This window comes from Bacterioplanoides sp. SCSIO 12839 (assembly GCF_024397975.1).
Taxonomy (GTDB): Bacteria; Pseudomonadota; Gammaproteobacteria; order Pseudomonadales; family Oceanobacteraceae; genus Bacterioplanoides.
On record NZ_CP073745.1, the window covers coordinates 832,501 to 844,917 of the forward strand.

Genomic DNA, 12,417 nt, shown 5'->3' on the forward strand with positions numbered 1-12,417 from the left:
TCAGTGAAATTGAATTCGCAGTTAAGATGCTGCGTTCCCGCGGCTAGACGGAAAGACCCCGTGAACCTTTACTATAGCTTCACAGTGAACTTTGAATTGTCTTGTGTAGGATAGCTGGGAGGCTTTGAAGCGTTAACGCCAGTTAGCGTGGAGCCAATCTTGAAATACCAGCCTGGTCAATTTGGGGTTCTAACTCAGGTCCATTATCTGGATCGAGGACACTGTGTGGTGGGTAGTTTGACTGGGGCGGTCTCCTCCCAAAGAGTAACGGAGGAGCACGAAGGTCGGCTAATCCTGGTCGGACATCAGGAGGTTAGTGCAATGGCATAAGCCGGCTTAACTGCGAGACAGACACGTCGAGCAGGTACGAAAGTAGGTCATAGTGATCCGGTGGTTCTGTATGGAAGGGCCATCGCTCAACGGATAAAAGGTACTCCGGGGATAACAGGCTGATACCGCCCAAGAGTTCACATCGACGGCGGTGTTTGGCACCTCGATGTCGGCTCATCACATCCTGGGGCTGAAGCCGGTCCCAAGGGTATGGCTGTTCGCCATTTAAAGTGGTACGCGAGCTGGGTTTAGAACGTCGTGAGACAGTTCGGTCCCTATCTGCCGTGGGCGTTTGAGATTTGAGAAGAGCTGCTCCTAGTACGAGAGGACCGGAGTGGACGAACCTCTGGTGTTCGGGTTGTCATGCCAATGGCATTGCCCGGTAGCTACGTTCGGACAGGATAACCGCTGAAAGCATCTAAGCGGGAAGCCCCCTTCAAGATGAGATCTCACTGGAACTTCGAGTTCCCTGTAGGGCCCAGGAAGACTACCTGGTTGATAGGCAAGGTGTGTAAGCGTTGTGAGGCGTTGAGCTAACTTGTACTAATTGCCCGTGAGGCTTGACCATATAACACCCAAACTTGGTGGTGTTAACAAGCCAAACTCTTAAATAGAGTAAAAAATAATCGGCACCGCCGGTTCGCGAGAGAATCTTAATTACATACTCATGTATCCAACCTATTAGCTGACTGATTGCAGAGCGCGTAAGACAATCACGATGCAACAAGCTTTGCTTGACGACAATAGAGCTGTGGAACCACCTGAATCCATTCCGAACTCAGAAGTGAAACGCAGTATCGCCGATGGTAGTGTGGGGCTTCCCCATGTGAGAGTAGGTCATCGTCAAGCTCTTATCCTAAAACCCCGGTCGCTCATGCGATCGGGGTTTTTTCTTGCCTGTAAGAAAAGCCTGATAATCATTCCTGGCGATATTCATACGTTGCTGCAAAGCGCGATAGAATCCAGTCTCCACTGGTCACGCTGTCGTATTGTTGTGGTGTATCCTCGGTAATACAGCTGGCGATTGTTTCTACGGGTGTATCAAATCTGGGTTCAACAAAAAACGGCATCGAATAGCGATGAGTGCCGGGTTTTAAATTCCGAACCCGATGAGCGGTTGAGCGATAATGATCATTGGTCCAGCGCTGCATTAAGTCGCCGATATTCACAATTAATGTGTTCTCGAGTGGAGCAACGTCCAGCCATTCTCCTTCTTTGGTTTGTACCTGTAAGCCGCCAATATTGTCTTGGGCCAATAGGGTAATACAGCCATAATCAGTATGGGCACCGGCTGCCATGCTGTTGTTATCGACGGGCTGATTGGTTGGGCGAGGCGGGTAATGGATCATCCGGAAAACCGAAATGTGTTCGCCTTCAAAGTATCGGGTGAAGTGGTCCTCTTCGAGGTGTAAAGCCAGCGCCATTACCCGAAGTAAGCGCTTAGCGATATCGAGTAATAAGCCATAGTGCTGGTTCACGGTTTGCTGAAAGCCTTTGAGTTCTCCGTACTGATTCGGGCCGTACAACTCAGGGCATTGAGTAACAATCGGGTGTTCGGGATGAATATCCAATGCCATATCAAAGGTCTCTTTCCAATCACTCGGAGAGTTTGGATCGAGCTGCTCGGCTCCCTGGCTGCCCCATCCTCGGTGATTGTTGCTTTTCGATATATCAATCTGCTGTTTGTTTTCTGTCGTTTGCGCAAAAAACGCTTTGCTCAGTTGAAACATCGTGTGCATTTGAGTTGGTGTAATCGCAAAACCCTGAATAGCAAAGAAGCCGATGTGACGGCAGGCATGATCGATTTGCTGAATGGTTTCTTGCCAATCATTCCGGTCTGAAGAGTAAAGTGGTGTGATATCAATAACTGGGATACTGCTCATAGTAAACTCTTTGAAGCTCAAAAGGAGAGAGCCGGGCTGAGCCCGGCGTTCAGGTGTGGTTGTTCAGAAGAAAGAGAGGCCTGGCGTTATTGTGGAATGGTGTCGTCAATACCTTCTACATACCAGTTAACGGTTGCCAGCTCTTCGTCAGTCAATGAATGCCCATCTGCAACCACTAACTCGCCCTTATTGTTTTTGATCGGGCCGGTGAAAGGCTTGAATTTCCCGGATTTGATTTCTTCATAGCTCTTCCAGACGGCTTTTTTCACATCTTCTGGCAGGTTGTCATTCATTGAGGCAATCGACAGCATTCCTGCGCTAAATCCGCCCCAGTAGTCCTGTGATTTCCAGCTGCCGTTTTTTACGTTTTCAATCACACTGATGTAGTGTGGAGCCCAGTCATCACGAATTGAGAATATGTGGGCATTGGGTGCGAAATTACTCATGTCGGAAGCCTGGCCAATGCCTTTCAGGCCACGCTTTTCTGCGGCCATCAATGGTGCTGGAGAATCGGTATGCTGGATCAGAATATCGGCACCCTGATCCATCAAAACGTTTGCAGCTTCACTTTCTTTAACCGGGTCATACCAGGTGCTGACCCACATGATTTTTATTTTTACATCCGGGTTAACCGATTTCGCGGCCATATAAACGGAGTTGATATCACGGATGACTTCCGGAATCGGGAAAGAGGCGATATAGCCGATGGTGTTGGTTTTAGTCATCATACCGGCGGCGATACCGGATACCCAGCGGCCTTCATAAGTGCGTAACACATAGGTTGAAAGGTTCTTATCACGTTTGTAGCCGGTAGCATGTTCAAACACAACATTGGGGAAACGTTTGGCGACCTTAGCCGTTGGGTTCATAAAGCCAAAAGACGTAGTAAAAATAACATCCGTACCGTTTTGAGCCATCTGGCGAATAACTCGTTCGGCATCCGCGCCTTCCGGCACTTTTTCTACATAGGATGTGGTGACTGAGCCGTTAAAGTGTTTTTCCACCTCAAGGCGGGCACGGTCATGTTCGTACGACCAGCCATAGTCACTGACGGGGCCGACATAAACAAAACCCGCTTTTAACGGGTCGTCAGCCTGGGCTGCATTGATTCCTAAGGTCAGTACTGAGGTTGCTAATAAGTGTTTCAGTTTCACCAGCGGTGTTTTCATGGTTTGTTCCTGTTGGTTACATTGAGTACCAGACAGGATTAGCAACAAGCTGGCCAACAGATCAGCTTTTATTGAAAATGCAATAATATCAATAAGATGCTGGGCGGCCCTACCGGTATGACCGCTGATTAACCCGATATTGGAGAAAGTGATGTCGTGTGTTTGGGCACAACAAACCTGCTATGCCCATGCTCAGGGCATGGTCTTGCCCTGAATTTGGACGGTTTTATAAATAGTAGGTTTTGCCCGACTCTGTTCCACGCTTAATATAATCCCGTAGGCCCACACCGTTGTTGGCTTTAATGGCTTCCAGCTCTTTTAAAAGTTGTTGGGCGTGGAAGCTATCGAGTTTTTCCATCGCTGAAATGGGTTTGATCTCTGCAGCAGTACGCATTTGCTCTAATGCTCGATCCAAAGCTTTCTTTTTATGAATGTAGAGAAAGCTTTGGGCTGCCTCGAGATGGACATTAGCAATCTGACGATTTTGACCAAGTGCCGCTTTATAATAGTTTTCCACAACTTCATCGTTAGCACCGTAGGCCATACGGCCCATGAAACGGCCCATTTTACGAACGATGCCGGCATCCATGGAGCCTTTGGCGGCCAAGACAAATACGTTATAAGGCTCGGCCTCAATCATTGCGCCCAGCTCATGTGACATGGTGTCCATATAACCACGGCTCAAAACAGTCGGAGCAGAAATCTCTTCACTCAGGCGTGCCATGGCGTAAAAGGCAAAATATTGCGCCATGATGTCGTGTTTTGTTAATTCGGCATGTTCTGTATTGCGTTCAATAATATCTTCCCACAGAGCATGGCGCTTTTCCTTGTTGTCTTCGAGCCGAAGGCCATAAGTCGCTTGAGCATAAAAAGCAACACCATGACCTAAGGGGCCTAATTTGTAACCCTGTTTGGCTGCTGTTTGAAAATCACCTTTAAAAAATGCAATCCACGCACTTTGCAGATCGCTGGCTAACTGCTCCAGAGATTCAAAAGGTGGTGTCTTAAGCTTCAGATTCTCATTCCCCTGAAGGACTGTTTTTAAATAACTACTGTCAGGAAAAGGGTAATCTGTCGCTCGGGTCAGCCAAAACCAGTTTTCCTGGAGTTGTTCGTGTGTGTAGGTATAAGGTTCAGATTCGTAGGGGAATGACTGCCACTCAAAATCAATGATGGGGTTTTGAATCTCTTCAGCTTGAGCCACAGCTGTAACAGCGAGCATGCTGAATACTATGGCGCGTATGAGCATAGCCATGGTGATTACCTGTTATTGTTATTTGATTGGTACTATCGTAATGAATGGATTATTAACTGTCACGGTTAATCCAATGAAATTTGACCAATTAATAAATCAGGCGCCGTGTCCTGAAAATCGAGATGATACCTGGGCGCGTTTGTGTTGTGAGTTAGCAATTTCGGCTCATGAGCAAGGGAATTATGCCGTTGGAGCTCTCCTGACTAATGCTGATGATGAGCTGTTATGCACGGCGGCGAACTCAGTATTCAGTTGTGGATATCACAGTGACCGACATGCTGAAATGGTGTTACTGAACCAGCTTGAAGATAACCTGCCTATGCAAAACCGCCTTGAGCTGACGCTTTATGTCAGCCTGGAGCCATGTTTAATGTGCTACGGGCGCATTCTGTTATCCGGTATTCAGCGTGTTCGTTATTTAGCTAAAGATCCAGATGGTGGATTTGCAGATCACCTTCATTTATTACCACCTGCCTGGCGGAATCTGGCTAGTCGGGTAACCGTTGAGCCTATGGAGGCGAATGATTATTGGAAAACCCTTGCAGCAAGGCTGATTAGCGAGCTTCAGGATCGTGATGAAATGCGTCAGCAGGTGAAAAATGCTTGGGCCGGCAAATGACGGGAAGAGTAAATACGTGCCACGGCTGTTATACTGCTCCTGATTACCATCAGATCATTTCTATCGAGAGTTTCCCCTTTGTTTGCTGATATCGAATTTAACCCGCGTTTAATGCTGGGTCTGGAAAAGCTGAAAATTACCGAACCGACAGATGTTCAAACTGAAGTTCTGCCATTGGCGATGGCCGGCAAAGATATGCAGGTCTGTGCGGAAACCGGCTCTGGTAAAACCTTAGCTTATCTGCTTCCGATGATGCAGAAGATGCTGCAGCAGGATGCACCAAATTCAGCAACACGTGCCTTAATCTTGGTGCCTACCCGTGAGCTGGCTAAGCAGGTATTTAAGACCTGTAAGGTGTTTACCGAGCTAACGCGACTGGAAGTGGGCTCTCTTACCGGTGGTGAAGAATTCAAATATCAGGCCTCAATTCTGCGTAAGAACCCAGAGATCATTGTCGCAACACCGGGGCGCTTAGTGGATCATCTGAAGCGTGATACGGCGGAGCTGGGTGATCTGGAGTTTCTGGTTCTGGATGAAGCGGATCGTATGCTGGATATGGGCTTCGCCGAAGATATGAACATGATTGTGGGGCGCTGTAAGACTGAGCGTCAAACCTTTATGTTGTCGGCAACATTACGCCATGAAGGTGTTGGCCGTATTGCCAAAGCCATGCTCAATGACCCTGAAGAAATCACAACCAGCAGTATTCAGGATCGTCACTCCTATATCATTCAACAGCGTATTCTGGCGGATGATAACGCCCATAAAGACCGTCTGGTTACCTGGCTGTTATCCAATGAGAAATTCGATAAAGCCATCATCTTTGTGAATAAGCGCGATGAAGTGGAGCGCTTATTTGAATTCCTGCGACGTCATCGTGACGATCTTGCCAGCCTGCACGGCGAAATGACGCAGGATGAACGCAACTACGTGATGCAGTCACTGCGTCAGGGTAAGCGCAATGTTCTGGTGGCCACCGATGTGGCTGCGCGGGGTCTGGACGTTGAAGGTATGGATCTGGTGATTAACTACGATCTGGCGCGTAAGGGTGACGAGTACGTTCACCGGATTGGCCGAACCGGGCGTGCTGGCCGGGCGGGTTTAGCTGTAAGTCTGATTGCTCCGAACGAGTGGAACCTGAAAGCGGGAATTGAGCGTTACCTTCAGCAAAATATGGAAGAACGCGAAATTAAAGAGCTGAAAGGCAAATACCGTGGCCCGAAAAACCTGAAGGCTTCAGGCAAAGCGGGTGGTAAGAAAAAGCTAAAACCAGCAGATCGCAAATTGGCGGCGAAAAAGGCAAAGAAAGGACCCTCTGCTAAGAAGAAGGCCGGGCCGCGTCCATCCAGACCTAAGACCGATGCCAAGCCATCTAATCTGATGGATACTGAAGGTTTTGCGCCAATTAAGCGCAAGAAATAAAAAACAAAACCAAAGCGTTGGGTGTTAACAAGGAACAACCTTCTATGGCAGGGATGCCATAGTAGAGCCTCCAAGGATGGATTTACGGCGTGTTGTGATTGTTAATACTCAAGGCTATGGGATTTCTGAGTAAGTATGCTCAAACAGCCGATTGCGCTTCGACCTGCTCATCCAACCCCATAAGGATGGCTTCCTGCAGATCTTCACAACGCTCCACATCCGAGAACGGATTGCCCATTTCATCAACGATATAAAAAATATCCGATACCTTTTCGCCTTCCGTCAGGATTTTTGCTCCCTGCATTTGTGCTCCGAACTCGGCAAAAATTGCCCCCATACGCGCCAGTAAGCCAGGGCGGTCAGCGGCGGTTATTTCTAACACGGTGCGCTGCATCATGGGGTCATTGCTCATGGTCACCTGAGTTTCCACTTCAAACTGCTTCAACATACGGGGTGTGCGACGCATGATGATGGTGGTGAATTCATCCGGCTGTGACAGCGCTTCTTCCAGAGTGGCGCGGATGGTTTCCAGGCGTTGCTGATCTTCAATAGGCTGGTTGTTTTCATCCAGTACAATGTAGGTGTCGACGGCGTTTTGTTCGCCCTCGGAAGTCATGATGCGGGCATCCTGAATATTCAGATTGAGCTGGTCGAGCGTGGCCGTGGTAACCGCAAACAGGTTGGGCTGATCTTTCATAAAAACAAAGATCTGGGTTGCCCCTTCAAACTCGTTGTTACAGGTTTGGCGAATTGAAACCAGTGGCTTATTGCTGTTGCCATGTTGATGGATTTCACTGCAGTGCCAGACGATATTGTCAGCCCCTTCGCGCAGGAAATAATCGTCACCTGGCTCGCCAATCAGTTGTTGGATGCGCTCATCGGATAAGCCCTGGGCACTCAGTTGATCGTAGACATCCTGCTGGATTTCATTGATCACATCGTCTTTGTTTTTCGGGTTTGCCAAACCACGACGTAATGCTGCTTTGGTGTTGTGATACAACTGTCGCATTTGTTCTGCGCGCCAGCTGGTCCACAACTTAGGATTGGTGGTGAATAAGTCAGCCACCGAAATCAGGTACAGCATCTCAAGATGGCTCTGATCGCCTACTTCCAGTGCAAACTGATGAATATCTTCCGGGTTATTGAGGTCGAGGCGCTGCGAAGCATGACTCATCAATAAGTGGTTTTCGATCAGCCAAGCAACGATATGGCTGTCGGTTGGTCGCAGGTTGTGCTGACGGCAGAAATGACGGGCAATGTCACCACCGTTAAGGCAGTGGTCACCTTCGATGCTTTTACCGGTGTCGTGTAATAAAGCCGTCAGGTAGAGTAATTCTTTCTTTTGCACCCGGTGAATCAGACGAGAGGCCACCGGGAAGCGCTCGCGAACATCTTCACCAAAGCGGAATTGGCGCAGCATCCGTACCATGCGCAGGCTGTGTTCATCGACGGTGTAGATATGGAATAAGTCATGCTGCATCATGCCGATAACCTGACCAAATTCCGGAATATAACGGCCCAGAATGCCATAACGCATCATGCGTGATAACTCACGTACGACACAGGCCTTATTCCGGACCAGTTCCATAAATAATCGATTATGTTCCGGGTTGGTGCGGAAGTCTTCATCAATCAGATGGCGATGTTCACGCAGTGCCCGGATGGTGTTGGTATGGATACCTTTGGCATCAGGTTGCTGCGCCATCAGGTTAAATACCCGCAGCAGCCAGGACGGCTCGCGGGCAAATAATTCCAGGTCATTCAGCTGCAGATAGCCATTGCACAAAAAGAAATGTTCGTTAAGCGGGATGATATCGCCCAGTTCGCCACATTTCACAAAGTCATCGTTAAAATGCAGCAGTAATAAATCCGCCAGCTCCAGTGTTGCTAACTGGTTGCGATAGAACTGGGACATGAATTTTTCAACACCCAGTTGACGGTTATCGTCTTCAAACCCTAAGACTTCTGCTACGTCCCGTTGTAAATCAAATAGCAGGCGATCTTCTTCACGCCCGGCAACCATGTGCAGGGCATAACGAGTACGCCATAAAAACTGCATGCTCAACGCCAGACGTTGGTGCTCAAACTCATTCAGGAAGCCTTTGTCTTCCAGTGCCTGCAGGCTGCCTTTACCAAAATGACGCATGGTGACCCAGCTGATGGTCTGGATGTCACGCAGGGCGCCCGGTGAATTTTTAACGTTAGGCTCGAGGTTGTATTCAGAGCTTTTGTGTTTTTTATGGCGATCCTGAATCTCTTGCCATTTTGCATTAAAAAAGGCATCGGCAGGCCAGAGTTGATCGACCTGAGTGCGCTGATGAAGCTGTTGTAGCAAGTCGCTATCACCGGCTAATAAGCGACTCTCCATCATATTGGTGATGATGGTCAGATCTTTGGCGGCTTCGTCGGAACATTCCTGTAATGTGCGAACACTGTGACCGATATCCAGTTTGAGATCCCAGAGCAGGGTAATAAAGGCTTGCAGGTTTTCAGCATTGTTGTTGATGGTATCTTCATCGGCGCATAACAACAGAACATCAATGTCGGAATGAGGGTGTAGCTCCCCACGGCCATAACCACCCACTGCGACCAGTGCCAGGTTATTGCTGCTTAGCCCCTGATGTTGCCATAAGCAGTTCAGAATAACGTCAATTTGGCGGGCGCGATGGGGAACCAGAATGTCGGCATCCAGTGTCTGGCGAAAATACTGATGGGCATTCTCAAGTAGCTCGGCCAGTAAAGGTTTAACCACAGGCAGTGGGGAAGGTGACTGAGACAACTGCTCCAAAAGCTGTTCCGGGTTAATTGTCATCAGCTGAGTCGCAGCAACATCCATGTTTTTTGCCTGTGGTTGAATATCGGACATGATATAGGGTATTACCAGAACAGAGTTTCTTCTTTGCGCTTGGTCAATACTTCGTAGCCATCAGCGGTAACCAGAATAGTGTGCTCCCACTGAGCGGATAGCTTGCGGTCTTTGGTGACCACGGTCCATTCGTCTTTTAACAGCTTATTAAAACGGGTGCCCTGATTGATCATGGGTTCAATGGTGAAGGTCATGCCTTCTTGCAACTCAAAACCGGTACCGGCTTTGCCATAGTGCAGAACCTGAGGGTCTTCGTGGAATTCCTTACCAATGCCATGGCCGCAATATTCACGAACGACAGAATAGTGGTTTTTCTCGGCGTGCTTCTGAATCGCTGCACCAATATCGCCTAAGCGAGTCCCTGGTTTCACCATCTCAATGCCCATGTATAAACATTCCTGAGTGATATCGACTAAGCGCTTATTGGGAGCCAGTGGCTCGCCGACATGAAACATTTTACTGGTATCGCCGTGGTAACCGTCTTTGATAACAGTGATGTCAATGTTGATGATGTCGCCTTTTTTCAGGGCTTTATCGTCGCTTGGAATGCCATGGCAGATAACATGGTTCACCGATGTGCAGATCGACTTTGGAAAACCACGGTAATTCAGAGGGGCTGGGATGGCCTGTTGTTCGTTGACTATATAGTCGTGACAAATACGATCCAGTTCGCCGGTGGTCACTCCGGGTTTGACGTACTCACCAATCATCTCCAGAGCCTCTGCAGCCAAGCGGCCTGCAATGCGCATTTTTTCGATTTCTTCGGCGGTTTTTATGGTGACGTTCATAGCCGTGGAGTTGCTCCGGTTGGATCTTAAAAAGTTGGATGGCCTGTATTGTAATGGGGTTGAGCAAAGGATTCCAATCGACGGCAAGGCTGAACAGAGTGTTCAACTCCTATGGTTTCTGGTGATTAGTATTATTGATGCCGTTGGTTTCTGCTAAATAGCGCGACAGCTCTGGCCTTTGCTGCTTAAAAGTGATATAAAGCGCCCGCGAATTTCGCCCTGAGATGTCATTGCATCCAGGAATACTAAAACACACACGTATCACAACGTGTTGCCGGGGTGCCTTAATCATAGTTATGAAGCGGGTCGGCAAGATGGGTACGTGGAGGCCTAACCCAAGTTAATAAGGTAAATATCATGGCACAAGTAAGCATGCGTGACCTGCTGAAAGCAGGTGTACACTTTGGTCACCAAACTCGTTACTGGAACCCTAAAATGGGTAAGTACATCTTTGGTGCTCGCAACAAGATTCATATCATCAACCTGGAGCACACTGTTCCGGCTCTGAACGAAGCACTGAACCTGGTTGAAGGCCTGGCTGCTAAAAACAACAAAGTTCTGTTTGTTGGTACTAAACGCGCAGCAGGTAAAATCATGAAAGAGCAAGCTGAGCGTGCAAGCATGCCGTTCGTTGCTCACCGCTGGTTAGGCGGTATGCTGACTAACTACAAAACTATCCGTCAGTCTATTAAGCGCCTGCGTGACTTGGAAGCGCAACAAAACGACGGTACTTTTGAGCAGCTGACTAAAAAAGAAGCGCTGATGCGTACCCGCGAGATGGAAAAATTAGAGCGCTCCATCGGTGGTATCAAAGAAATGGGCGGTCTGCCTGATCTGGTATTCGTGATCGACGTTGACCACGAGCGTATCGCTATTCAGGAAGCAAACAAGCTGGGTATCCCGGTTGTTGGTGTTGTTGATACTAACTCTAACCCAGATGGTATCGACTACGTTATCCCAGGTAACGACGATGCGATCCGTGCCATTCAGATCTACGCAACAGCAATGGCTGATGCAGTTCTGGACGGTAAGCAAGCGAACGGTGCTCCAGCAAGCGAATTTGTTGAAGTAGCTGAAGAAGCGCCAGCAGCAGACGCCGCTGAATAAGCTAACGGCTCGATCGAAAAAGGGGGGCTTGCCCCCTTTTTTTGGATAAACGGTTTTTGAATAAAAAATTTGCACAAAATTTTTAGAGGAATTTGATATGGCAATTTCTGCTGCATTAGTAAAAGAGCTGCGTGAGCGTACTGGCCTGGGCATGCTGGAGTGTAAAAAAGCACTGACAGCGAACGATGGCGACATTGATAAGGCGATCGAAGATCTGCGTAAAAACTCTGGCCTGAAAGCGGCTAAAAAAGCTGGTCGTACTGCGGCTGAAGGTAAAGTACGCGTTGTTGCAACTGAAGGCGGTATGGTTGCCGTTGAAGTTAACTCTGAAACTGACTTCGCTGCTGGCGATGCAAACTTCGGTGGTTTTGCGGACAAAGTTGCTGCAAAACTGGCTGAAACTAAAGAAACTGACGTTGCCAAGTTGACCGAAGGTGAGCTGGAAGAAGATCGTATGGCACTGGTTCAGAAAATCGGTGAAAACATCACGGTTCGTCGTGCATTCCTGGTTGAAGGTGAAACGGTTGGTGCTTACGTTCACGCTAACGGCAAAATCGCTGCCATCGTTGAGCTGAAAGGCGGCAATGCAGACGTTGCTAAAGACATCGCGATGCATGTAACTGCGGTTAATCCTCGCGTTCTGGCTCCAGAAGATATGCCACAAGAAGACCTGGAGAAAGAAAAAGACATCATCAAGGCTCAGCCTGATATGGAAGGTAAGCCAGCTGAAATCGTTGAGAAGATGATGGGCGGCCGTATCAAGAAGTTCCTGAAAGAAAACAGCCTGCTGGAACAGCCTTTCGTTAAGAACCCAGACCAATCCATCGCTCAGCTGGCTAAAGCTGAAGGTGCTGAGGTTGTTTCTTTCGTTCGTATCGAAGTGGGCGAAGGTATCGAAGTTGAAGAAGTTGACTTCGCTGCAGAAGTGGCTGCACAGCTGAACGGCTAATAACCGTTATGCATCACTGATGTCACTTT

The 12,417-nt window shown here is 48.4% G+C and carries 9 protein-coding genes and 2 rRNA genes (1 of these 11 only partly in view); 6 read left to right on the plus strand and 5 right to left on the minus strand.

Features of this window, described 5'->3' with window-relative positions; translation table 11 throughout:
- Window positions 1-898, plus strand: a 23S ribosomal RNA gene (locus tag KFF03_RS03880) (it extends 1,990 nt beyond the left edge of the window).
- Between the two features lie 165 nt (window positions 899-1,063).
- Window positions 1,064-1,179, plus strand: a 5S ribosomal RNA gene (gene rrf, locus KFF03_RS03885).
- A 68-nt stretch (window positions 1,180-1,247) separates the two neighbouring features.
- Here rrf and KFF03_RS03890 read toward each other — a convergent pair.
- The 3 genes from KFF03_RS03890 to KFF03_RS03900 form a co-directional block, all read right to left on the minus strand.
- Complete coding sequence (locus KFF03_RS03890) at window positions 1,248-2,213, minus strand: isopenicillin N synthase family oxygenase (RefSeq protein WP_255859018.1); 966 nt, start codon at window positions 2,211-2,213, stop codon at window positions 1,248-1,250.
- Window positions 2,214-2,299: 86 nt separating this feature from the next.
- Window positions 2,300-3,382, minus strand: coding sequence for a BMP family ABC transporter substrate-binding protein (locus tag KFF03_RS03895; protein ID WP_255859020.1), 1,083 nt, complete (start codon window positions 3,380-3,382; stop codon window positions 2,300-2,302).
- A 226-nt stretch (window positions 3,383-3,608) separates the two neighbouring features.
- Window positions 3,609-4,637 (minus strand): hypothetical protein, encoded by a 1,029-nt coding sequence (locus tag KFF03_RS03900; protein ID WP_255859022.1) that lies wholly within the window; start codon window positions 4,635-4,637, stop codon window positions 3,609-3,611.
- Here KFF03_RS03900 and KFF03_RS03905 point away from each other — a divergent pair.
- Together KFF03_RS03905 and KFF03_RS03910 are read left to right on the plus strand one after the other, a co-directional pair.
- Window positions 4,624-5,256 carry a nucleoside deaminase gene (locus KFF03_RS03905; RefSeq protein ID WP_255859024.1) on the plus strand — a complete coding sequence of 211 codons (633 nt, stop codon included), beginning with the start codon at window positions 4,624-4,626 and terminating at the stop codon, window positions 5,254-5,256. The two genes, KFF03_RS03900 and KFF03_RS03905, sit on opposite strands and share 14 nt — an antisense overlap.
- A 78-nt stretch (window positions 5,257-5,334) precedes the next feature.
- Complete coding sequence (locus KFF03_RS03910; protein ID WP_255859025.1) at window positions 5,335-6,678, plus strand: DEAD/DEAH box helicase; 1,344 nt, start codon at window positions 5,335-5,337, stop codon at window positions 6,676-6,678.
- Between the two features lie 139 nt (window positions 6,679-6,817).
- Here KFF03_RS03910 and glnD read toward each other — a convergent pair whose 3' ends face one another.
- Together glnD and map are read right to left on the minus strand one after the other, a co-directional pair.
- Window positions 6,818-9,544 (minus strand): [protein-PII] uridylyltransferase, encoded by a 2,727-nt coding sequence (gene glnD, locus KFF03_RS03915; RefSeq protein ID WP_255859026.1) that lies wholly within the window; start codon window positions 9,542-9,544, stop codon window positions 6,818-6,820.
- Between the two features lie 11 nt (window positions 9,545-9,555).
- The gene (gene map, locus KFF03_RS03920; protein WP_255859027.1) at window positions 9,556-10,419 is read right to left on the minus strand and encodes a type I methionyl aminopeptidase; all 864 of its coding nucleotides are present in this window, start codon (window positions 10,417-10,419) and stop codon (window positions 9,556-9,558) included.
- A gap of 270 nt (window positions 10,420-10,689) precedes the next feature.
- Here map and rpsB point away from each other — a divergent pair, with 270 nt between their 5' ends.
- Together rpsB and tsf are read left to right on the plus strand one after the other, a co-directional pair.
- Window positions 10,690-11,439, plus strand: a complete 750-nt coding sequence (gene rpsB / locus KFF03_RS03925) for a 30S ribosomal protein S2 (RefSeq protein ID WP_255859028.1) — start codon at window positions 10,690-10,692, stop codon at window positions 11,437-11,439.
- A gap of 97 nt (window positions 11,440-11,536) precedes the next feature.
- The gene (gene tsf, locus KFF03_RS03930) at window positions 11,537-12,388 is read left to right on the plus strand and encodes a translation elongation factor Ts (protein WP_255859029.1); all 852 of its coding nucleotides are present in this window, start codon (window positions 11,537-11,539) and stop codon (window positions 12,386-12,388) included.
- Window positions 12,389-12,417 lie beyond the last annotated feature (29 nt).

Bases quoted from the DNA above. Each gene is read 5' to 3' on its own strand.
- KFF03_RS03900 (WP_255859022.1), bottom strand. From the start codon at position 4,637: ATGGCTATGCTCATACGCGCCATAGTATTCAGCATGCTCGCTGTTACA.
- KFF03_RS03890 (WP_255859018.1), bottom strand. From the start codon at position 2,213: ATGAGCAGTATCCCAGTTATTGATATCACACCACTTTACTCTTCAGAC.
- glnD (WP_255859026.1), bottom strand. From the start codon at position 9,544: ATGTCCGATATTCAACCACAGGCAAAAAACATGGATGTTGCTGCGACT.
- KFF03_RS03905 (WP_255859024.1), top strand. From the start codon at position 4,624: ATGAGCATAGCCATGGTGATTACCTGTTATTGTTATTTGATTGGTACT.
- KFF03_RS03895 (WP_255859020.1), bottom strand. From the start codon at position 3,382: ATGAAAACACCGCTGGTGAAACTGAAACACTTATTAGCAACCTCAGTA.
- tsf (WP_255859029.1), top strand. From the start codon at position 11,537: ATGGCAATTTCTGCTGCATTAGTAAAAGAGCTGCGTGAGCGTACTGGC.
- rpsB (WP_255859028.1), top strand. From the start codon at position 10,690: ATGGCACAAGTAAGCATGCGTGACCTGCTGAAAGCAGGTGTACACTTT.